The organism is Rhodococcus sp. RCBS9 (assembly GCF_029457415.1).
GTDB classification, from domain to species: Bacteria; Actinomycetota; Actinomycetes; order Mycobacteriales; family Mycobacteriaceae; genus Rhodococcus_F; species Rhodococcus_F qingshengii.
Genome location: NZ_CP120422.1, coordinates 4,517,724 through 4,539,673 on the forward strand (window position 1 = coordinate 4,517,724; position 21,950 = coordinate 4,539,673).

Below are 21,950 nucleotides of genomic sequence, written 5' to 3' on the forward strand. Positions count from 1 at the left end.
CATCTGATGCGACCAGCAAGACTCCCCGACGGCTTCGGCATTCGGTTGGACCCCAAGGTGCGCACGTACTCGGGTGGCCGGGTACTCATCGGCGGATCTCCGACGCGGATGCTCAAGCTGGCGCCGACGGCTGCGGCGATGATCGGTGACGGCTTCCTCGAGGTGGTCGATCAGCAGAGCGCTGCGGTTGCGCGACACCTTCTCGATTCAGGTGTCGCGAATCCTCGTCCGATGTCGACGCCGTCCGCTGCCGATGTCACGGTCGTGATTCCGGTCAAGGACAACCAGGCCGGCGTCGAACGCCTATTGCCCGTCCTCAAGGATCTGACCGTCATCGTTGTCGACGACGGTTCGGAAGTGCCGGTGGAGCCCCGTCGCGCCTGCCCGGGCACCGGCACCATCACAGTGGTCCGGCACGAGAGTGCCCGCGGACCCTCGGCAGCGAGAAACTCGGGATTGCGTTCGGCCCAAACACGTTTCGTAGCTTTTCTGGACTCCGACGTCATACCGCGTGCCGGTTGGCTCGAGTTGATGTTGGGCCACTTCAGCGATCCGGGGGTTGCCCTTGTTGCACCCCGCATCGTCGCCCTCGATCCGTACGGGACGGCGCTGGCGCGGTACGAGAACATGCGATCGTCTCTCGACCTCGGACGCAAGGAAGCTGCGGTGAAGTCGGGCAGTCCGGTCGCCTATGTCCCCAGCGCCGCCGTGATCGTCCGGCGCGACGTGGCACTCGAATGCAACGGTTTCGACGAGAGTCTCGAAGTAGCCGAGGACGTCGATTTCTGCTGGCGACTGCAGGCTGCGGGTTGGCGACTGAGGTACGAACCGGTTGCGCATGTCGCCCACGATCATCGAGTTCAGTTCGACAAGTGGTTCGCCAGGAGAGCGTTCTACGGCACGGGTGCGGCGCCGTTGGCTGCAAGACACGAGGGTTCGGTTCCGCCGATGGCGATGTCGTTCTCGACGCTCTTCGCGTGTATCGCCGCTGCAACACTGACCCGTTCCGGTCTTGCCGGCGCACTCGGCGCTTTGCTGTTTACCGTTTACCGGCTGCGAAAGATGTTCACCGGCCTGAGTCAACCCACCCGGATCGCGGCGATCCTCACCGCGCAGGGAGTTGTCGGCGGATTCTGGCAACTCGCCTCGGCAATGTGTCGTCACTACTGGCCCGTGACGCTCCTGGCGGTGATCGCCTCCAGGCGAATTCGGCGGCTGGCCGTCGCTGCAGCAGTCACCGAAGGTTTGGTGGACTGGTATCGCCACCGTGAGCCAGGCGGGCTGGGACCGGTTCGGTACGTCTTCTTCAAACGAGCCGACGACATCGCGTATGGAGCCGGACTCTGGCGTGGCGCATTCGACGCCCGCGACTGGGCGGCGCTGAAACCTCGAATCACCAAGTGACAGAAGCCGACTACGCAGATTTCCTGGTTGTCGGTGGTGGCACGTGTGGTTGCGTGGTCGCAGCCAGGCTCAGTGAAGATCCATCCGCCACGGTGATGCTCCTCGAATCGGGAAGCGGATATCGATCGGCGCTCGAACTCCCGGACGTCCTGGGTGATCCGTACCGACTGCCGGTCGGACCTGCGAGCGAATACACGTGGACCTATCCGGTCGAACTGACGCCGCGTCGGGCGTCCACAATTGCGCGGGGGCGGACACTCGGTGGATCCGGAGCCGTCAACGGTGCGTACTTCACCCGCGCGACCCGTGCTGATTTCGAGAATTGGCCGAGTTCATGGCGATACGACGACGTCTTGCCGTACTTCAAGAAGTCCGAAACGGATCGTGATTTCGAGGGCGAGTTCCACGGGACCGCCGGACCGATCCCGGTCGAGCGTCGAGCGTGGGACCAACTACATCCACTGAGCGGCGAGTTTCATGCGGCAGCGCTCGGAGCAGGCTTTCCCGACGACGTCGACAAGAATGCGCCGGACTCGTTCGGGGTGGGCCGAGTGCCACTGAACGTGTCGGATCATCGTCGGATCAGTACGGCGATCGGGTATCTGATGCCGGCGTTGCACCGGCCGAATCTGCGGGTGGAATCCGGAGTGAACGTCATTCGCATCGCGTTCTCGGGTACCCGTGCGATCGGCGTCGACGTTCTCGGCGACGGCAATGTCCGACGCATTCGTGCCGACCATGTGGTCGTGTGTTCGGGTGCGGTGGCGACACCGCACATTCTCCTCAATTCCGGTGTTGGTCCAGCGGAACAACTTGTAGAGCAAGGAGTTTCCGTCGTTCTCGATCGACCGGGCGTCGGACAGAACTTCGTCGACCACCCGGAAGTGCTGCTGCCGTACCATTTTTCGAAGCCCCGCACGATTCGATCGCAGACTCCGGTGCTGGAGACAGCCCTCAACCTCGCTGAGATCGAAATCCGTCCGTACACCGCATCTTTCACAGACCTGGTTCCCGGTGTGCCTCGCATGGACCACGGCGTCGGAGTGGTCCTCATGGCGCCGCACAGCCGGGGAAGCATCGAGCTGGCATCGGGGGATCCCGCTGGGGCGCCGCGTATTCGGTACAACTACGTCGCGTCGGCGCACGATCGAGCTGCCATTCGGGAAGGGATGCGGATCGCCGAGAATCTTCTCGAGTCGATCGCCGAGACGGGGTTGATCGATCGCCCCGTCATGGAGTACACCGATGAGTGGGTCGAATCCCGCCTGGGAACGTCGCTGCATATGTCCGGTAGTTGCTTGATGGGTGCCGAGGCGGACCCGTTCGCAGTCGTCGACGGTCGGTGCCGTGTGATCGGCGCGCAAGGACTCAGTATTGTTGACACGTCAATCCTGCCGACGATCCCGACCCGCGGCCCGCATGCGACCGCGGTGATGGTCGCGGAACGAGCAAGCGCCATTCTGCTCGGCGACGAGTGACCGCGAGGGGCAGCAGGCTGGGTCGGCAGTCATACCGAATGGTCGTTCTCGCCTATGGGCTGTGATCGGCGTTACAGTGGTCCACGGAGCGGAGGAACGCAAAATATGGCACGTGAACAGGCTGTGCCCGGCAACCCGTGGGTGGCGGTCAGGCCAGGCGATGACGTCGCGTTACTCGCGCGGCGACTTTCGTCTGCCCATCAGTCGTTCATCGATGCCCGCGGCGTGCCCGGCCAGGGGCTGACCGACGACTCCCATGTCCGCTCGGTCGTACTCGAGTCCTGGATGCGTAGCCGCAACAAGGGGGTAAATCCCGATGTGGTCGGCAACCCTGAGATGCTCGAAGGGTTGGAGCTCGAAAAATATCGCTCCGCGCATCCCATGTCACTGATCCGTCCGGTGATTCGGAAACTCCTGGTGGAAGATGCTGCCGAGACCGGACTACTGATCGCGATCAGTGACGCACACGGTCGATTGCTCTGGGTGGAGGGTGACAACTCGGCCAAGGACAAGGCGTTGTCCATGAACTTCGTCGAAGGCGCCGATTGGAGCGAAGATCGTGTCGGCACCAATGCGCCGGGAACGGCGCTTGCTCTCGATCACTCCGTACAGATTTTCGGATCCGAGCATTTCAACCGAACCGTGCACGACTGGAGTTGTTCGGCCGCACCCGTCCACGATCCCACCACTGGGCAAATCCTTGGTGCCATCGACATCACCGGTGGTCCCAGGGTTGCGGTTCCCGAAGTGCTGTCACTGATCCGTGCAACTGTCGCGGCCGCCGAATCGGAATTGCGATTCCATCTCTTGAACTCGCCCATCCCACTCAGTGCCACGGCTCCGCGCCTCGAAACATTCGGTGCCGGCCGGCCGACGCTGGTTCGCGGCGGTGACCGCATCCCGATTTCGCAGCGTCACGCCGAGATTCTCCTTCTGCTTTCCGAACACCCGGAGGGTCTCAGCTCCGACCACCTTGCGGTCCTGCTCGACGAGGGCGAACTCGACGCAGTGACCATTCGCGCGGAAATGTCGCGGCTTCGTAAGGTTTTCGGTGCCGACCGGCTGGCTTCGCGCCCCTATCGGATCATCACGGAGTTCACGACAGATGTCGGCGAGGTGCGGGCAGCGTTGGATCGAGGCGACGCAGCGACGGCGATGAAACTGTATTCGGGCCCGGTGCTGGCGGGCTCGGCGTCTCCCGGCATCGAAGAGGTGCGGGAAGAACTACGCACCAGGGTCCAGGCAGCTCTGCTGCGTGGAGGTGACGCCAACCTTCTGGCCCGGTGGACCACGTCGGTACACGGCCGCGAAGACTCAGTCGTGTGGGAGGCCTACCTGTCCACGTTGGATCCTCAATCTCCGCTGTATTCGCAGGTCCAGGCTAGAATTGATCTCCTCGACCGCCAATTGGGCATCTGAGAATCATCTGCGTTTCTCGCACGCAACGTACTTGCAACGTTGCAACTCCTAGTGTTGTGAATCACACCCCACCGGGGGGTGGGATTGCAGTCACCGATTTGGTGGGTGCGCCCAGGAAGATCACGTTTACATAGGAGCTTGCAATGACCGTGTACGCCCGCCCAGGTACCGCCGACGCGATCATGTCCTTCCAGTCTCGATACGACAACTGGATCGGCAACGAATGGGTTGCTCCGGTCAAGGGTCAGTACTTCGAGAACCCGACACCGGTGACCGGACAGAATTTCTGTGATGTGGCTCGTTCCACCGCAGAAGACATCGAACTCGCTCTCGACGCAGCGCACGCAGCAGCTCCGGCCTGGGGCAAGACCTCGGTCGCCGAGCGCGCGATCATCTTGAACAAGATCGCTGATCGTATGGAGGAGAACCTCGAATCCATCGCACTCGCCGAGTCGTGGGACAACGGCAAGCCGATCCGCGAGACCCTCAACGCCGACATTCCGCTCGCCATCGATCACTTCCGATACTTCGCGGGAGCTATTCGCGCACAGGAAGGTTCGCTCTCGGAGATCAACTCCGACACCGTGGCGTACCACTTCCACGAGCCGCTCGGCGTAGTCGGCCAGATCATTCCGTGGAACTTCCCGATCCTCATGGCCGTGTGGAAGCTTGCCCCCGCCCTCGCTGCCGGCAATGCCATCGTGCTCAAGCCTGCCGAGCAGACGCCAGTCTCGATCCTGCACCTCATCGGCATCATCGGTGACCTGCTGCCTGCCGGTGTTCTCAACATCGTCAACGGCTTCGGCGTCGAGGCCGGAAAGCCGCTCGCGTCCAGCCCGCGTATCAAGAAGATCGCGTTCACCGGTGAGACCACCACCGGTCGCCTGATCATGCAGTACGCGTCGCAGAACCTTATCCCCGTCACCCTCGAACTCGGTGGCAAGAGCCCCAACATCTTCTTCTCCGACGTTCTCGCCTCAAACGACGACTACCAGGACAAGGCACTCGAGGGCTTCACGATGTTCGCCCTCAACCAGGGCGAGGTCTGCACCTGCCCGTCACGTTCGCTGATCCAGGAAGACATCTTCGACGAGTTCCTCGCGATGGCAGCCATCCGCACCAAGGCTGTGCGCCAAGGGGATCCGCTCGACACCGACACCATGATCGGTGCCCAGGCCAGCAACGATCAGCTCGAGAAGATCCTCTCGTACATCGAGATCGGCAAGGCCGAAGGCGCCAAGGTCATCACCGGTGGTGAGCGAGCCGAACTCGGCGGAGACCTGTCCGGCGGCTACTACGTCCAGCCGACGGTGTTCACCGGCAACAACAAGATGCGCATCTTCCAGGAAGAGATCTTCGGACCCGTCGTCTCGGTCACCTCGTTCAAGGACTACGACGAGGCCATCGAAATCGCCAACGACACGCTCTACGGTTTGGGCGCCGGTGTCTGGTCCCGCGACGGCGGAGTTGCTTACCGCGCAGGCCGCGACATCCAAGCCGGTCGCGTCTGGACCAACACGTACCACCAGTACCCGGCACACGCCGCTTTCGGTGGATACAAGCAGTCCGGCATCGGCCGCGAGAACCACCTGATGATGCTCTCGCACTACCAGCAGACCAAGAACCTCCTGGTCAGCTACGCCCAGAAGGCTCAGGGCTTCTTCTGATCTACCCACCGGCACCCGTGAGCCCCTCGCTGCGGGTGCCGGTGAGCAAGACTGCAACACGCGAAACCTGCACAAACACACGGAGGTTGGAATGAGCGCCACGGACACACCCGATACCGGCGCCGTTCCACCCCGGTTGGTGACCACCGCTGGGGCGGCTGACCTCCTGCGCCGCCTCAGCGGGACTCACGGCGAACTGATGATGCATCAATCCGGCGGATGCTGCGACGGCTCGGCCCCGATGTGTTATCCCTCAGGCGAATTCATCGTCGGGGACCGTGACGTACTACTCGGAATCGTCGATCTCCGACTTGCTGTCGGACAGACTCCCGAAGACCTTCCCACCGGAACCGACGCTGTACAGGTCTGGATTTCCGGATCACAGTTCGAAGCCTGGAAGCACACCCAGTTGGTACTGGACGTCGTGCCCGGCCGCGGCAGTGGATTCAGCCTGGAGTCTCCTGAAGGATTCAGATTCCTCAGTCGAGCAAGGGCATTCACACCGGACGAAAACGAAGCACTCGGCGCGTCGAGCATTCTCGTGGGCGCTGATTGGGAAGCGGGCGTGCGTCCTTTGCCCCCGACGGTTCCCCAGGTGGTCGCCGAGGCCGTCGACGCCTGCCCGGTGCCGGGCGCGGCCGCCCGATCCTGAGAACGGCAGCCTGAAGAAGATCTGAACAGACTCGGGGCCGCTCACATGACAGCCAGTTAACAGCACGGTCATCTCCAGGCGACCTTCTCCGTACATCGCCCACATACCGTTCATTTCACGCGACGCATCCACCGTGCGTCGTCTCATTCTTGACCGATTCAGAGGATGGACATGTCTCTTTCCGACCACGCAACCGGCAAAAACGCCGGTGCCGCGGGTGCACACCACGACGGCGCAGACTTCCATGCGGAAGACAATTCGTATCTGGAGAAACGAACACTCCGAAAGGGAACAGCAGGGTGGGTGCTGCTTGCGGGGTTGGGTGTCAGCTATGTGATTTCCGGTGACTACGCCGGCTGGAACAACGGTCTGGCCGAAGGTGGTTTCGGTGGCCTTCTCATCGCGGCGGTTGTCATCGCGGGTATGTACCTGGCGATGGTGCTCGGTATGGCCGAGATGTCGTCGGCACTTCCTGCCGCTGGTGGTGGATACACGTTTGCCAGACGGGCCATGGGGCCCTGGGGCGGATTTGCCACCGGCACAGCAATTCTCATCGAGTACTCGATAGCACCCGCAGCGATCGCGACCTTCATCGGTGCGTACGTCGAGTCCCTGAACCTGTTCGGGATCACCGACGGCTGGTGGGTGTACCTCGCGGTGTACGCGATCTTCATCGGCATTCACCTCACCGGCGCCGGTGAGGCACTCAAGGCGATGTTCATCATCACCGCCATTGCACTCGTCGGCCTGGTCGTGTTCGCGGTTTCGGCTGTCGGCCTTTTCGATTCGTCCAACCTCACCGATATCGCCGTCGACACCAGCGCAGTCGGATCGTCGTCGTTCCTGCCATTCGGTCTGCTCGGAATCTGGGCCGCCGTGCCCTTCGCGATCTGGTTCTTCCTTGCGGTCGAAGGTGTACCGCTGGCCGCCGAGGAAGCACGTGAGCCGGAGAAGAACGTCCCCCGCGGCATCATCATCAGCATGTTGATCCTGATCGTCACAGGCGCAACGGTTCTCTTCCTCGCCACCGGTGCGCTCGGCGCAGACGCCCTGTCCACCTCCGGAAATCCGCTCGTCGAGGCTCTGGGGGACAGCGGAGCGGCAAAGGCCGTCAACTACATCGGACTTGCCGGTCTGGTCGCGAGCTTCTTCTCGATCATGTACGCCTACTCGCGCCAGACGTTTGCGCTCTCCCGCGCCGGCTACCTGCCGAAGAACCTGTCGGTGACCAACAAGCGCAAGGCCCCCACTCTCGCGCTCGTCGTACCCGGAATCATCGGCTTCGCGCTCTCACTCACCGGTGAAGGTGCAATGTTGCTCAACATGGCGGTGTTCGGCGCGGCAGTAAGCTACGTCCTGATGATGGTGAGTCACATCGTTCTTCGTAAGCGTGAGCCGAACATGCCGCGCCCGTACCGCACGCCCGGCGGTATCGCCACCACCTCGTTTGCGCTCGTGATCGCGGCAGTGTCGGTGGTGGCCACCTTCCTGGTCGATCCCGTTGCGGCATTGCTGACGTTGGTTGCCTTCGGAGTTCTGATGGCGTACTTCGGTCTCTACAGTCGTCACCACCTTGTTGCCAACTCGCCGGACGAGGAGTTTGCTGTACTTGCACAGGCGGAAGAAGAATTGGGATGAGTCGCGGGATGGCCAAGTATCACCAGCAGGTATCCGGAACCAACTACTCGTTCGACGGTCTCGTCGATCTGATGGCAAAAGCGACACCACTGCGGTCGGGTGACGAACTAGCCGGTTGCGCGGCAAGCTCCGACGCCGAACGTGCTGCTGCTCAATGGGTTCTGGCTGATCTTCCGTTGACGGTGTTCCTCGAAGATCTGTTGGTTCCGTACGAGGACGACGAGGTAACCAGGCTCATCATCGACAGCCACGATCGCCTGGCCTTTGCGCCGGTGGCGCACCTGACTGTCGGCGGACTACGAGACTGGTTGCTCGAGACCGCGTCGGCGCCGGAAGCTTCCGCACGGTTGTCCGCCGTAAGTCCCGGGCTCACCCCCGAGATGGTTGCGGCGGTCAGCAAGATCATGCGCAATCAGGACCTGATCGCCGTCGCGAAGGCCATCACCGTGACCGCGGGGTTCCGTACGACCATCGGACTGCCCGGCCGGCTGAGCACCCGACTCCAGCCAAACCACCCGACAGACGATCCACGCGGCATCGCGGCGGCCACATTGGACGGTCTCCTGATGGGATGTGGCGACGCCGTCATCGGTATCAACCCCGCGACGGACTCACCCCAGGCCACCTCGGATCTGCTCCACCTGCTCGACGACATCCGTCAGCGATTCGAGATCCCGACTCAGTCGTGCGTGCTCTCGCACGTGACCACCACGATCGGACTGATCGAATCGGGGGTGCCGGTCGATCTTGTCTTCCAATCGATTGCCGGTACCGAAGGCGCCAATTCCGGTTTCGGAGTGAACATTCCGCTCCTGCGTGAGGGCAACGAGGCCGGGCGCTCCTTGAACCGCGGGACGGTCGGCAACAACGTCATGTACCTGGAGACGGGGCAGGGGTCCGCCCTCAGCTCAGGTGCCCACTACGGCACCGGCGGAGCCCCGGTCGATCAGCAGACACTCGAGACCAGGGCATACGCAGTGGCACGTGATCTCGAACCGCTGCTGGTCAACACCGTGGTCGGCTTCATCGGTCCCGAGTATCTCTACGACGGCAAGCAGATCATTCGCGCGGGCTTGGAGGATCACTTCTGCGGAAAACTCCTCGGGCTGCCGATGGGAGTGGACGTTTGCTACACCAACCACGCCGAAGCCGATCAAGACGACATGGACAACCTGCTCACCTTGCTGGGCGTCGCCGGCGCGGCGTTCGTGATCGCGGTGCCCGGCGCCGACGACGTGATGCTCGGCTATCAAAGTCTGGCGTTCCACGACGCGCTGTATGTGCGTAAGGTTCTCGGTTTGCAGCCCGCCCCGGAGTTCGAGACCTGGCTCCACAACTTGGGGATGACCGACGCAAACGGTCGGGTTCTTCCGATCGATGCCGAAATGTCGCCGTTGCGGGCTTTGACGGTGAACTCATGACCGAAGATCAGGCACCGATCCTCGATTTCTGGGGTCCACTGCGCAAGACCACACAATCGCGTATCGGGCTGGGGCGTGCCGGAGATTCGTTGCCCACCAAGCGGGTTCTCGAATTCAAGGCAGCTCACGCCGCAGCCCGCGACGCGGTCCACGAGCCACTCGACTCCGAGACGCTTGCCAGTCGGGTCGAAGGGGTGGGCATCGGGGCGCCGGTGGTGGTCGCGAGCAGCGTCTCCACCCGCAGTGAGTATCTCCGGAGACCCGACCTTGGGCGCCAGCCGGCTGACCTGGGTGCGATCTCGAGTTCCGACAAGGAAATCGGGTTCATCCTCGCCGACGGACTCTCGCCGCGCGCACTGATGGACCACGGCGAGCAATTACTGTCTGCGTTGGTCACGGTGTTGGGGGAGCGGTACTCGATCGCGCCGCCCGTGATCGCCACGAATGCCCGTGTGGCACTGGGTGATCACATCGCTGCCGCGATGGGAGTGCAGACGGCGATCGTCCTGATCGGCGAACGTCCAGGGCTCTCCGTTGCGGACAGCGTCGGGATCTATCTGACTCACCTTCCGCGCGTCGGTCGTACCGACGCGGATCGAAACTGCATTTCCAATGTCCACCCACCCGAGGGACTCGGATACGAGCAGGCTGCTCGTGTCGTCCTGGGATTGGTGACGGGAGCGCGCCAGTTGGGCCGCTCCGGCGTCGACCTCAAGGACACCTCTCGCGCCGACGCCGTTGCGTCGGGAGAAGTGCTGACGCTCGATTAATTGACAACTGCACGGCATACCCGGGTCGATCGACACTCGGGTATGCCGTCGTACCCGAATCACGACGAAAACGAGGGAATCGATGTTCCGTTCGCTGCATGCCCGCGCCCTGTGTGCGTTGGCGGTAGGTAGTGTCCTGTTGAGTGCAACTGCATGTAGTTCGGCCGAGAGCGCCCCGAAAGAAGATGTGGCGCAGAGTGGTTCATCCTGTGCTGCGTTGGATCCCAGTCTGGCGTGGTACGGCGACAACCGTGTGAGGTTGGATGCCATGATGACGGAGTTCGGAACGTGTGGAGCTGCAGGTGATGTCGATGACGGAGCTCCGTTGGCGCTCTTCGACTGGGACAACACAGTTGTCAAGAACGACATCGGAAGCGCCACCGCATTCTGGATGATCAAGAACAACAAGGTGTTACAGCCTGCCGGAGGGGACTGGGCAACCACCAGCCGCTTCATGACGCCAGCCGGCGCTGCCGCACTTTCCGCCGCGTGCGGCTCCGAGACCGCGCCGGGGCAACCGTTGGCAACCAGCACCGACTTGGACTGCGCGGACGAGATCGTTGCGGTACTCGAAGAGAAGACTCGCGACGGGCAGGCCGCATTCGACGGTTACGATCACCGCCGGACAAAAGCCGCATACGCGTGGGCCGTGCAGTTGATGGCAGGGCACACCGAGGACGAGATCACCGAGTACGCTCGCGCAGCCCGTGCCGAGAATCTCGCTGCTGCAGAAGGATCCGATCAGACCGTCGGTACGACGGAAGTCGACGGCTCGGTGCGGTACTACGCGCAAATCGAAGATTTGGTGAAATCCCTCGGCGCTCATGGATTCGACGTGCGAATCATCTCCGCGTCGGCCGAACCGGTCGTTCGAGTCTGGGCGGAACAGCTGGGATTGGACGCCGATCACGTGATGGGAGTTCGGCCCATCGTCGAGGGCGGGGTTCTCACCGGGCGCCTGCGTGGGTGTGGTGGCGTTGCGGACGGCGACGACTCGGTCATTCCGTACATCGACGGCAAGCGGTGCCAGGTCAACGAGGTTGTCTACGGGGTTCAAGGGCCTACGGCGTTCGAGCAGTTGGCCGCCGATCGACGTCAGGTATTTGCTGCCGGTGATTCTGTCACCGACGTGACGTTCCTCGGAGATGCGACCGGCGCGCGCCTGGTGATCAACCGCAACAATCCCGAACTGATGTGCAATGCCTACGACAACAGTGACGGGAAATGGCTGGTCAACCCCATGTTCATCGAACCGAAGTCCCGGGCAGACGCTCCCTATCACTGCTCGACCGATGCTTACACCGACGCGGCCGGGGCAAAAGGTGCCGTGACCCGCCCAGACGGCAGCGTGATCCCCGATCAGGCCGATACCGTCGCGTGACGGTCGACTTGTCGCGGTGACTTCACAACGATCGATCGGGGTGTGATCTGATTCTGTCGAGCCCTTTGTCGGGCTGCGGAAACCCACGGGTGTCCGCTGTGATGCTGGAGCCGCAGAGGCGGCACGTGAGTGGGAGAAATCGATGGCCTTCGCTGGCAATGTGGACGAGTTGGCACTGCTCCAAGCAGTACGTCTCAAGGAGCGGGTCGGAGCGGTCGTCCTGGCCGAGCACCTGGGCGTCAGCTCGGCTTCCGGTCAAGCTGCGTACGACGCACTTGTCGCGCAGGGCAAAGCGGTCGAAGCGGAAAACGCCATCAGCCTGACCGAGAAAGGTTTGGCAGAACTCGAAGATCAGTTGGACGCCGAGCGCGTCTCGATCGACGAGGACTCCATCGGTGAGGTGTACGAGGCGTTCCTTCCCTTGGACGAGGAGTTCGCCGCGTTCATCGACGACGCAGATGCGGATTCCCTTGCAGAGTTGGATCGCCGGGCTGCAAACCTGTTCGACGATCTGTCGGCATTCGTTCCGCGGTTGTCTCGTTACCAGGATCTCTTCTCGGATGCTCTCGCGAAAGTGCAAGCGGGGGAGTCCAAGTGGATTTCCGAACCGATCATCGACTCCTACGCCACGGTGTGGGGCGAGATCCGTCAGGAACTGTTCGGGGCTGCCGGTAAGGCTTGATCCGTAGCGTTGCACCGTGACGCAGTTTCTCGAGGGCCGTCCGATTCGTGTGAACGAATCGGGCGGCCCACGGCATGTGAAGAGCCGTGAAACTCGTTACCATTGCATACAAGTCGTGACCGAGGTCACTCCTACCCCCTTTCGGGGGTAGTGCGGGGGTGAGCCACATCACTACCTTTCCTCCTATCGACGGTGATGCCCACAGGGCGACACCACGGGACCACGGAGGAATCGAGTGACCACAGTCTCTCCCACAGGCGGCACCAGTGCCGCCGGCGCCGGGGGTGCGAGTGCCGCAGGTGCGACGCAGCCCCCGCAGAACACCACCAGTGTGCGGCGCGTCGCAATCGCGAGTTGCATCGGCACGACTATCGAGTTCTACGACTTCTTCATCTACGGAACCGCTGCGGCACTTGTCTTTCCGACGGTGTTCTTCCCCGCGCTCGGTGCCACTGCGGGAACTGTCGCATCGTTTGCGACTTTCGCAGTCGCATTCATCGCCCGGCCCGTCGGCGCAATGTTGTTCGGACACTTCGGTGATCGCATCGGTCGCAAGAAGACGCTGATCTCGACGCTCCTGCTCATGGGTATCTCGACGCTCCTGATCGGCTTGCTGCCGGGTGCTGCAACCATCGGTGTCGCGGCCCCGATCATCTTGGTGCTCTTGCGATTCGGCCAAGGTTTCGCGGTCGGTGGTGAGTGGGCAGGCGCAACCTTGCTCACCGCGGAATACGCTCCGCCGGGCAAACGTGGTCTGTATGCGATGTTCCCGCAGCTCGGCCCTGCAATCGCCTTCGTTCTCTCGAGCAGTACCTTCCTCATCACCGGCGCAGTTCTCGGCGACACCAACCAGGCTTTCCTCGACTACGGCTGGCGTATCCCGTTCCTGTTCTCCATCGTGTTGGTCGGCATCGGCCTCTACATGCGACTCGCTATCGAGGAGACTCCCGTCTTCAAGGCGGAGCAGGCAGAGCGCGTCGCTGAGCAGAAGAACGAAGCACCACGCACCCTCCCGTTCCTGGATGCTTGGCGGTTCCAGACCAAGGAGATCCTGCTCTCGGCAGGCGCCCTGGCTTGCCTGTTCGCGTTTTTCTACATGGGCACGGCTTTCCTGACGAGCTACGGAACAAAGACCCTCGGCTTCTCCCGTCCGTTCGTCCTGTCGGTCGGTATCGCTTCCGCGGTTGTCTTCGGTGCGGCGATCGTCGTTTCCGCTCTGTACTCGGACCGCATCGGGCGCCGCAAGGTCATCATGATCTCGTGTGGTCTGGCCGTCGTCTGGGCGCTGGTGCTGTTCCCGCTCCTCGACACGGGATCGCCGATCGCGTTCATCATCGGAATGTTCGGCACGCTCATGATCTTCGGAATCGCCTACGGCCCCTGCGGTGCGCTGCTTCCGGAAATGTTCCAGACCCGCTACCGCTACACCGGTGCCGGCCTCGGCTACAACCTCGCCGGAGTGCTCGGTGGGGCAGTGCCGCCGCTGATCGCCGCACCGCTGGCCTCGGCCTACGGGAGTATGGCCATCGGAGTCATGCTGGCGATCCTGGGTGTGTTGAGTCTGGTCTGCACCTGGGCACTCGTCGAGACCAAGGACCACGCCCTCTAAACACTGTGCGCCTTTATTAACCGCCGGCGGTTAATAAAGGCGCACAGCAGGCGGGTGGGGTGTCCGGACTCTGAACAGTTACGGCCACCCCGCACCGGGAAGTATGTCGTGCATCACACCGAATCGAGTAAATTCGTAGATGAGAGGGTCCGCTGCGGCGGCCCCTCTCATAGGTGCCTGAACAGGTAACCGGAGAGGACAGAACACATGAGTACGCCGCTGCCCAGCTATACGTCCGGAGTATGGGACGGTCCGATGCTGGGCGACACCATCGGAGACAACCTCGATCGCACGGTTGCCGCACACGGCGACCGCGATGCGTTGATCGACCACGCCAGCGGTCGACGATGGACGTACCGGGAGTTCGCCGAGCAGGTGAACGGGCTCGCTGCCGGACTACTTTCCCGTGGTGTGGGGAAGGGCGATCGGGTAGGAATCTGGGCTCCCAACTGTCCGGAATGGACGTTCACGCAATACGCGACGGCAAAGGTCGGCGCGATCCTGGTCAACATCAATCCGGCGTACCGCTCGCACGAGTTGCAGTACGTACTCGAGCAGGCCGGGATCTCGACGCTGGTGTCTGCGGCCAGCTTCAAGACCTCGGACTACGCGTCGATGATCGAGACGGTGCGGCCGCAGTGCCCGGATCTGACGTCGGTGCTCCTGCTCGGTTCACCCGAGTGGGACGCGGTGCTTGCAGACGGCTTGGCGGCGCAGGCAAGCGATCCGGCTCCGCTCGCCGCAGCCCAGGCCGCGTTGTCGGCCGACGACGCGATCAACATCCAATACACCTCGGGTACTACCGGTTTCCCGAAGGGCGCGACGCTCAGTCACCACAACATCCTCAACAACGGCTATTTCGTCGGCGAGTTGTGCCACTACAGCGAGGTCGATCGGGTGTGCATCCCGGTGCCGTTCTACCACTGCTTCGGCATGGTGATGGGCAACCTTGCGTGCACCAGTCATGGTGCTGCCATGGTCATTCCGGGTCCGGCTTTCGATCCGCGTGCTTCGCTCGAAGCCGTTCAGGCCGAAAAGTGCACGTCCCTCTACGGCGTTCCGACGATGTTCATCGCGGAGTTGGCGTTGCCGGACTTCGACAGCTTCGATCTGTCGTCCCTTCGCACCGGCATCATGGCGGGCTCGCCCTGCCCGGTCGAGGTGATGAAGCAGGTCATCGATCGCATGGGCATGTCGGAGGTGTCGATCTGCTACGGCATGACGGAGACCTCGCCGGTGTCGTTGCAGACCCGCTCGGACGATTCGATCGAGCAGCGCACCGAAACGGTCGGACGGGTAGGGCCGCATCTCGAGATCAAGATCGTCGATCCGGCAACCGGATTGACGGTGCCCCGTGGCGAGCCGGGTGAACTGTGCACGCGTGGTTACTCGGTCATGCTCGGATACTGGGAGAACCCGGAGAAGACCGCCGAGGCGATCGACGCTGCCCGGTGGATGCACACCGGAGACATCGGAGTCATGGACGAGGCCGGATACGTCGCCATCACGGGACGCATCAAGGACATGGTCATCCGCGGTGGCGAGAACGTCTATCCGCGTGAGATCGAGGAGTTCCTCTACACCCATCCCGACATTCTCGATGCGCAGGTCATCGGCGTACCCGACGCAAAGTACGGCGAGGAATTGATGGTGTGGGTCCAGATGCGCGAAGGTGCAGACGATCTCGACGCCGATTCGGTCCGCGCGTTCTGCACCGGCAAGCTCGCGCACTACAAGATTCCGCGGTACGTCCATGTCGTCGACGAGTTCCCGATGACAGTCACGGGCAAGGTCCGCAAGATCGCGATGCGAGAACAGGCGATCGAATTGATCGGTCAGGCCTGAGAGTATGTCCGCGAACCCAGGGGAGCGTGAGCCGGTACGCCCCGAGATCGCGCTCTCCTGGAAGCGTTCTCGACTCAGTGGCCTCGACCCGTCGTCGGCCATCGCCGTGGACACCGAGGAGCAGGACGGTGAGTCTCGTTTGCTCCGGGCCGCCGCACCCGTGCTCGACGAAGTTTCGCAACAGATCGCGGGCACCGGTTTCTGCGTGCTGCTTGCCGATCGCGAATGCCGCGTGGTCGCTTCGGTGTACTCCGACAGTCGCGTCGAGCGAACGATCGAGCGGTTGGGTGTCGTCAACGGCTCACGCTTCGGTGAAGAGCACGCCGGCACCAACGCGCTTGGTACACCCCTCGAGGTCGGACGAAGCGTGGTGATCCACGGTGACGAGCATTTCCTCGACAGCCTCAAGGGTTTGAGCTGCTACGGACAGCCGATCCTGCATCCCGTCACACGTCGTGTCGAAGGCATTCTCGACATGACCGGCGTTGTCTCGCAGGCCAACCCACTGTTCGCGCCCTTCCTTGCGCGTGCTGCAGCGGACATCGAGAAACGGCTGCTCGAAGGCTCGAAAGCATCGGAGCAGCGGCTGGTCGACGCATTCCAGCGAGTTTCACATCAGCGCCACATTGCCGTCGCGGCCATCGGCGACGACATCCTGCTGAGCAACCGAACCGCTTTGGATCTGCTCGACACCGCAGACCATGTATCGCTCCGTTCCTTGATTGCCGACCTGAATCCGGACCAATCACGATTGGTGACAGTCGAATTGGCGTCCGGCGCTCTGGCGCGAGTTCAAGCCGACCGGATTTCCGGGGCTGACGGTGGTGCGCTCTTCCTGGTCGAACCACTCCAACGGGAACGGGCACCGATCCGCAGAACGCACGAGCGGGCACCGTCTCCGGGCGAACGACTGCGGCGCGACCTGATGCGGGCGCGGGCAACCTCTGCCGCCGTGGCGATCTCTGGTGAAGCGGGATCCGGCCGAACCTCGGCAGCATCGGATGTCGTCGGCAGTGTCGATGCGAGTTGGCTCGATGCCACGCGAATCGCGTTCGACGGCCGTGAGCAGTGGGTCACCGATCTCGTGCGAGCAGCCCGTAAGCGTTCGGGCGTGGTCGTGATCGAACAGGTACAACTCCTTCCTGACTCGGTGTTGCCGCTGGTCGCAGACCTGATCGACGCCAGCGCCGAGGGGCCGAAAATCGTACTGACCAGCGGAGCGGCAGTTGATCTTCCGCCGACCATCGCCGCGCTGCTCTCACGATGCGCCTCCCGGGTTGTCATCACCCCACTGCGCGAGCGACAGGCTGAGATCGCCGAGTTGGCACAAGTCATGTTGGAGGGGATCTCGCCAGAACTGAGGTTGACCGCCAGCGCTGCCGAAGCACTCGCGGCGGCCAACTGGCCGGGCAACCTGGCCGAATTGCGCGTCGTGTTGAATCGCGCCTCGGATGAACGCTCGAGCAATCGCATCGACGTCGCTGATCTGCCCGAGGACTATCGCACCACGACCAAGGTGTCGCGGTTGGCAGGGCGGGAGAAAGCCGAGCGCCAGGCGATCATCGGAGCGTTGAAAGACTGCGGCGGCAACAAGGTTCACGCGTCGGCGCAACTCGGAATCAGCCGAAGCACTCTCTATACACGGATGCGGGCGCTCGACATCACTGTGTAGTTTGCTGTCCGACTTCAGTTGTACAAAGTTCGGACAGTTAGCACCCCTGGAAGCGCGGAAGTATGGCGTGCATCACATTCGCACCTCACTACTTCAGGGGAGTTTCCGATGACGGCAGTAGCCGAACACACCATCAGTTCAGCGGTACAGGGTTTCCTGAACGGACCGAAGAAGCTCTACATCGGCGGCGAATTCGTCGACGCCGCTTCGGGTCAGACCTTCGCGACGTACAACCCGGCTGACGGACAGAAGCTCGCAGACGTGGCACACGGTCAGGCTGAAGACATCGACCGCGCGGTACGTGCCGCTCGAACGGCTTTCGAGGACGGCCCCTGGTCACGTATGAAGGCAAACGAGCGCGAGCGGATGATCTGGCGCGTCGGCGACATTCTCAGTGCTCGTGCCGAGGAATTCGGTCAGCTCGAAGCTCTCGACAACGGCAAGTCCGTTGCCATCGCCACCGCCGTCGACGTAGCTTGGGCCGCAGACGTTTTCCGCTACTACGCGGGTTGGGCCACCAAGATCGAAGGCAGCACCGTCAACGTGTCGATGCCCTTCTCTCCGGGCGGCGAGTTCCACGCCTACACCCTGCGTGAGGCGATCGGCGTCTGTGGACTGATCGTGCCGTGGAACTTCCCGCTGCTGATGTCGTCGTGGAAGCTCGCCCCCGCGCTCGCCGCCGGCAACACGGTGATCCTCAAGCCCGCTGAGCAGACCCCGCTCACCGCACTGCTTCTCGCGGAGGTCTTCGAAGAAGCAGGCTTCCCGCCCGGTGTCGTCAACATCGTTCCCGGCTTCGGCGATGCAGGTGCTGCTCTGTCCGGCCACGACGACGTGGACAAGGTTGCGTTCACCGGTTCCACCGAGGTGGGTAAGAAGATCGTCGACGCCGCCAAGGGCAATCTGAAGAAGGTTACGCTCGAGCTCGGTGGCAAGAGCCCCAATATCGTGTTCGCCGACGCCGATTTCGATTCCGCGGTGGAGGGTTCGCTCAACGCGTGGCTGTTCAACCACGGACAGTGCTGCGTTGCGGGTACTCGTCTGTACGTCGAGGACACCATCTTCGAGAAGTTCACCGAGGCCGTCGCGCACGCAGCGAGCCAGGTCAAGATCGGGCCCGGCCTCGATCCCACCACCCAGCTCGGACCGCTGGTCTCGCAGGAGCAGTTCGACAAGGTGACCGGCTACCTGCGTGAGGGAATCGCCGACGGCGCACGTGCACTGACGGGCGGCAACCGCTGGGGCGATCAGGGCTACTTCGTCGAGCCGACCGTCTTCGTTGACGTCAAGCCCGAATTCTCCATCGTTCAGGAGGAGATCTTCGGACCCGTCGTGGCGGCGCTGCCGTTCAACGCGGACGACGGACCGATCACTGCCGCAAACGATTCCATCTACGGCTTGGCCGCCGGCATCTGGACCCGGGACATTTCCAAGGCTCACCGCACGGCGAAGCGCTTGAAGGCCGGTTCGGTGTGGATTAACCAGTACAACGGCTTCGACACTGCAATGCCCTTCGGTGGATACAAGCAGTCCGGCTGGGGCCGCGAGCTCGGCGCTTCGGCTATCGATCTCTACACCCAGACCAAGGCCGTCAACATCGCTCTCTGACCGACCCCATCGCTCATTCTCTCGTCCGACAATCAAGGAGATCACCAGTGAAGACCAAAGCTGCTGTACTGCTCGAGCCCGGAAAGCCTTTCGAGATCATGGAACTCGACCTCGACGGCCCGGGTGTGGGTGAGGTACTGATCAAGTACACCGCTGCCGGACTGTGCCATTCGGATCTGCACCTGACCGACGGTGATCTCCCGCCGCGTTACCCGATCGTCGGCGGACACGAAGGCTCGGGCATCGTCGAAGAGGTCGGCCCAGGCGTCACGAAGGTCAAGCCGGGCGACCATGTCGTGTGTAGCTTCATCCCCAACTGCGGCACCTGTCGCTACTGCTCGACCGGTCGCCAGAACCTCTGCGACATGGGTGCCACCATCCTCGAAGGCTCGATGCCCGACGGTTCCTTCCGTTTCCACGGCAACGGAATGGATTTCGGCGGAATGTGCATGTTGGGAACGTTCTCCGAGCGCGCCACCATTTCTCAGCACTCGGTAGTCAAGATCGACGACTGGCTTCCCTTGGAGACAGCGGTGGTCGTCGGCTGCGGCGTGCCTTCGGGTTGGGGAACGGCAGTAAATGCCGGTAACCTTCGCGCCGGTGACACCGCTGTGATCTACGGCATCGGTGGTCTCGGCATCAACGCCGTCCAGGGCGCCGTTTCGGCCGGCTGCAAGTACGTCGTTGTGGTCGATCCGGTTGCTCTCAAGCGTGAGACCGCACTGAAGTTCGGTGCAACCCATGCCTTTGCAGACGCCGAGAGCGCTGCTGCCAAGGTCAACGAGCTGACGTGGGGACAGGGTGCCGACGCTGCGCTCATCCTTGTCGGCACCGTCGACGAGGACGTGGTCAGTGCAGCGACGGCAGTGATCGGCAAGGGTGGCACCGTGGTGATCACGGGACTCGCCGACCCCGCCAAGCTGACCGTTCACGTGTCGGGTACCGACCTGACGCTGAATCAGAAGACGATCAAGGGCACGTTGTTCGGGTCCATGAATCCGCAGTACGACATCGTGCGACTGCTGCGTCTCTACGATGCCGGTCAGCTCAAGCTCGACGAACTGATCACCAACACCTACAGCCTCGAAGACGTCAACAAGGGCTACCAGGATCTACGTGACGGCAAGAACATCCGTGGCGTGATCATTCACGACAAGTAACCCCAAGTGCTGTGCGCCTTTATTAACCGCCCGCGGTTAATAAAGGCGCACAGCACTATTTCTTGGCTTTCGACAAAATCTGCATCAACTGAAGTAGCGCCGAGAACTTCGCGAACGCCGAGCGCGAGACCACCGGACCGAAAGCCGCGGTGTCGGTTGCGTCGAAGGCGTCGAGCAGATCGCGGAAACTTTCGACCTGTTTGACCATCGCGTCGAGATCGACGTGCGTGACTGTGTCGGCGTCACGCAGAGCGAGCAGGTACTGCGGCGCCGTCACCAAGGCGACCGCCGGTATCTTCCGCTCGAACAACGGTTCACCCTCACCGAAATGAATGACCGGTCCTGGCGCCACGATTCGGCGATCGCCTGCCCCGATGTCGCGCCACAGCGGTGCAACGATGTCGTGTACTTCCCGACTCGTCGCGTAGAGCAGTTCCGGTTCCGGAGTGGTCTCCAACGAATAGCTGCCGGTCGAGGTGTTCTCGGTATCACCCAGTGCGCCGAGGTGTTCGATTGCGATCCCCGCTACTGCGCGCGCCTGACCGTCTTCGCCCTTCCACATCTCGGGGTGTGCTTCGAGCCAGGTGGACGTTGCCTGTCCGTGCTTGGACACCGCTGGAATGCGAAGGTGGCCGGTCGTCAGCACAAAAACGTACGACCGTCGATGCGGCTGCGCGACGGCGTGACGCGCCAAGGCCAACATTCCCAGATGCCCGTTCTCCTCGACGCCGTTGGTTCCGTCGCTGTGAGTGATGAGCAGAATCGTCTCTTCCGGTGATGTCCCCGGGGATACCGCCCACACCGTGTCGGTCCGGGTGTCCGGATGCAGAGTTGCATCCAGAACCAGAGTGGCCCGCTGGCCGGAACGAGCTGCAGCGACAACCTTCCTGCCCTCGTCGCCGGCCACCCAGACGGCGGGGATGTCGTGGTACGGCTGCGTGAACGGAAGATATTGTCCCAGTGCGTTGTCCGGAGCGATGTCACGCCACACCGCGATCACGCCGAGCACTCCGGCTTTGCGGGCCTTGTCGATTTTCGGGCCAAGAAGGGTTGCGGAGAGAACCGGATTTCGAAGTGTCTCGTCGGTGGCGATCGGACCCCACTCGCTGACCAGTAGCTTGCGGGGGAGATCGATGTGCGGGACCTCGATCACTGCGATCGCGCCCTTGGCCAAGGACCACTTGGGGCGTCGCGCGCTGACGTAGACCAGGGGAGCGGAGATTCCCTGTGGCCCGGTCAATCCGGAGTAGGGGAATGCGGACGAAACTCTGATCGGTCCCGTCGGCAATTCGATGCGAAGTCCGTCAGGTGTCGCCGGTAGATCCCAGCGTTCGAAAGTGTGTGAATCACGCCGGACTTCGAGGCCCAGTTCGGTCAGTTCGTTCGCGACTTCTTCCACCACCGCGTGGTGTGAAGGTGATCCCGTCAATCGTGGGCCCAGCGCGTCGAGTCGCTGTTGGCCTGCAAGGAGGAGATCGCGATCGACGGCCTGGCCGTGATTCATGGGATTGCCTTTCGTACTACGCGACGTCTGCTCTGGTGAG

General features: G+C 62.4%; 16 protein-coding genes. 15 read left to right on the forward strand and 1 reads right to left on the reverse strand.

The features are described from left to right. The first annotated feature begins 6 nt into the window (after nt 1-6). The 15 genes from mftF to P0M12_RS21460 all read left to right on the forward strand — a co-directional run bounded on the left by mftF (nt 7) and on the right by P0M12_RS21460 (nt 20,406). Nucleotides 7-1,404 (forward strand): mycofactocin biosynthesis glycosyltransferase MftF, encoded by a 1,398-nt coding sequence (gene mftF, locus P0M12_RS21390; RefSeq protein ID WP_007730153.1) that lies wholly within the window; start codon nt 7-9, stop codon nt 1,402-1,404. Beyond that, nucleotides 1,401-2,882, forward strand: coding sequence for a mycofactocin system GMC family oxidoreductase MftG (gene mftG / locus P0M12_RS21395; protein WP_158170594.1), 1,482 nt, complete (start codon nt 1,401-1,403; stop codon nt 2,880-2,882). The genes mftF and mftG overlap by 4 nt, the downstream gene beginning before the upstream one ends. A 105-nt stretch (nt 2,883-2,987) precedes the next feature. Then, on the forward strand, nt 2,988-4,301 hold the full coding sequence (locus P0M12_RS21400) for a helix-turn-helix domain-containing protein (RefSeq protein WP_047268928.1): 1,314 nt from the start codon (nt 2,988-2,990) through the stop codon (nt 4,299-4,301). Nucleotides 4,302-4,444: 143 nt separating this feature from the next. Then, on the forward strand, nt 4,445-5,968 hold the full coding sequence (gene adh / locus P0M12_RS21405; protein WP_007730158.1) for an aldehyde dehydrogenase: 1,524 nt from the start codon (nt 4,445-4,447) through the stop codon (nt 5,966-5,968). A 91-nt stretch (nt 5,969-6,059) separates the two neighbouring features. Then, a complete protein-coding gene (locus P0M12_RS21410) occupies nt 6,060-6,620 on the forward strand; it encodes a DUF779 domain-containing protein (RefSeq protein WP_158170593.1) in 561 nt (186 codons plus the stop codon). Between the two features lie 165 nt (nt 6,621-6,785). Further along, nucleotides 6,786-8,258, forward strand: coding sequence for an ethanolamine permease (gene eat / locus P0M12_RS21415; protein WP_003941913.1), 1,473 nt, complete (start codon nt 6,786-6,788; stop codon nt 8,256-8,258). Continuing rightward, nucleotides 8,255-9,679, forward strand: coding sequence for an ethanolamine ammonia-lyase subunit EutB (locus P0M12_RS21420; protein WP_019744243.1), 1,425 nt, complete (start codon nt 8,255-8,257; stop codon nt 9,677-9,679). The genes eat and P0M12_RS21420 overlap by 4 nt, the downstream gene beginning before the upstream one ends. After that, the gene (gene eutC, locus P0M12_RS21425) at nt 9,676-10,449 is read left to right on the forward strand and encodes an ethanolamine ammonia-lyase subunit EutC (protein ID WP_007730164.1); all 774 of its coding nucleotides are present in this window, start codon (nt 9,676-9,678) and stop codon (nt 10,447-10,449) included. The genes P0M12_RS21420 and eutC overlap by 4 nt, the downstream gene beginning before the upstream one ends. A gap of 82 nt (nt 10,450-10,531) precedes the next feature. Continuing rightward, nucleotides 10,532-11,830 (forward strand): HAD-IB family phosphatase, encoded by a 1,299-nt coding sequence (locus P0M12_RS21430; RefSeq protein ID WP_158170592.1) that lies wholly within the window; start codon nt 10,532-10,534, stop codon nt 11,828-11,830. A gap of 142 nt (nt 11,831-11,972) precedes the next feature. Beyond that, complete coding sequence (locus tag P0M12_RS21435) at nt 11,973-12,512, forward strand: hypothetical protein (protein ID WP_065455895.1); 540 nt, start codon at nt 11,973-11,975, stop codon at nt 12,510-12,512. A gap of 331 nt (nt 12,513-12,843) precedes the next feature. Then, the gene (locus tag P0M12_RS21440; RefSeq protein ID WP_125052559.1) at nt 12,844-14,121 is read left to right on the forward strand and encodes an MFS transporter; all 1,278 of its coding nucleotides are present in this window, start codon (nt 12,844-12,846) and stop codon (nt 14,119-14,121) included. A gap of 207 nt (nt 14,122-14,328) precedes the next feature. Further along, a complete protein-coding gene (locus P0M12_RS21445) occupies nt 14,329-15,966 on the forward strand; it encodes an AMP-binding protein (RefSeq protein WP_039973143.1) in 1,638 nt (545 codons plus the stop codon). A gap of 4 nt (nt 15,967-15,970) precedes the next feature. After that, complete coding sequence (locus P0M12_RS21450) at nt 15,971-17,638, forward strand: helix-turn-helix domain-containing protein (RefSeq protein WP_003942072.1); 1,668 nt, start codon at nt 15,971-15,973, stop codon at nt 17,636-17,638. 108 nt (nt 17,639-17,746) lie between these two features. Next, nucleotides 17,747-19,246, forward strand: coding sequence for an aldehyde dehydrogenase family protein (locus P0M12_RS21455; RefSeq protein ID WP_019744236.1), 1,500 nt, complete (start codon nt 17,747-17,749; stop codon nt 19,244-19,246). Between the two features lie 47 nt (nt 19,247-19,293). Then, nucleotides 19,294-20,406, forward strand: coding sequence for an NDMA-dependent alcohol dehydrogenase (locus tag P0M12_RS21460; RefSeq protein WP_209921396.1), 1,113 nt, complete (start codon nt 19,294-19,296; stop codon nt 20,404-20,406). 55 nt (nt 20,407-20,461) lie between these two features. Here the strand turns inward: P0M12_RS21460 and P0M12_RS21465 are convergent, their stop codons facing one another. After that, a complete protein-coding gene (locus P0M12_RS21465) occupies nt 20,462-21,910 on the reverse strand; it encodes a hypothetical protein (RefSeq protein ID WP_277376792.1) in 1,449 nt (482 codons plus the stop codon). Nucleotides 21,911-21,950: the final 40 nt, after the last annotated feature.

Excerpts from the sequence above, each read along its gene's own strand:
- mftF (WP_007730153.1), top strand. The coding sequence starts at position 7 with ATGCGACCAGCAAGACTCCCCGACGGCTTCGGCATTCGGTTGGACCCC.
- P0M12_RS21400 (WP_047268928.1), top strand. The coding sequence starts at position 2,988 with ATGGCACGTGAACAGGCTGTGCCCGGCAACCCGTGGGTGGCGGTCAGG.
- adh (WP_007730158.1), top strand. The coding sequence starts at position 4,445 with ATGACCGTGTACGCCCGCCCAGGTACCGCCGACGCGATCATGTCCTTC.
- P0M12_RS21410 (WP_158170593.1), top strand. The coding sequence starts at position 6,060 with ATGAGCGCCACGGACACACCCGATACCGGCGCCGTTCCACCCCGGTTG.
- eat (WP_003941913.1), top strand. The coding sequence starts at position 6,786 with ATGGACATGTCTCTTTCCGACCACGCAACCGGCAAAAACGCCGGTGCC.
- P0M12_RS21420 (WP_019744243.1), top strand. The coding sequence starts at position 8,255 with ATGAGTCGCGGGATGGCCAAGTATCACCAGCAGGTATCCGGAACCAAC.
- eutC (WP_007730164.1), top strand. The coding sequence starts at position 9,676 with ATGACCGAAGATCAGGCACCGATCCTCGATTTCTGGGGTCCACTGCGC.
- P0M12_RS21430 (WP_158170592.1), top strand. The coding sequence starts at position 10,532 with ATGTTCCGTTCGCTGCATGCCCGCGCCCTGTGTGCGTTGGCGGTAGGT.
- P0M12_RS21435 (WP_065455895.1), top strand. The coding sequence starts at position 11,973 with ATGGCCTTCGCTGGCAATGTGGACGAGTTGGCACTGCTCCAAGCAGTA.
- P0M12_RS21445 (WP_039973143.1), top strand. The coding sequence starts at position 14,329 with ATGAGTACGCCGCTGCCCAGCTATACGTCCGGAGTATGGGACGGTCCG.
- P0M12_RS21450 (WP_003942072.1), top strand. The coding sequence starts at position 15,971 with ATGTCCGCGAACCCAGGGGAGCGTGAGCCGGTACGCCCCGAGATCGCG.
- P0M12_RS21455 (WP_019744236.1), top strand. The coding sequence starts at position 17,747 with ATGACGGCAGTAGCCGAACACACCATCAGTTCAGCGGTACAGGGTTTC.
- P0M12_RS21465 (WP_277376792.1), bottom strand. The coding sequence starts at position 21,910 with ATGAATCACGGCCAGGCCGTCGATCGCGATCTCCTCCTTGCAGGCCAA.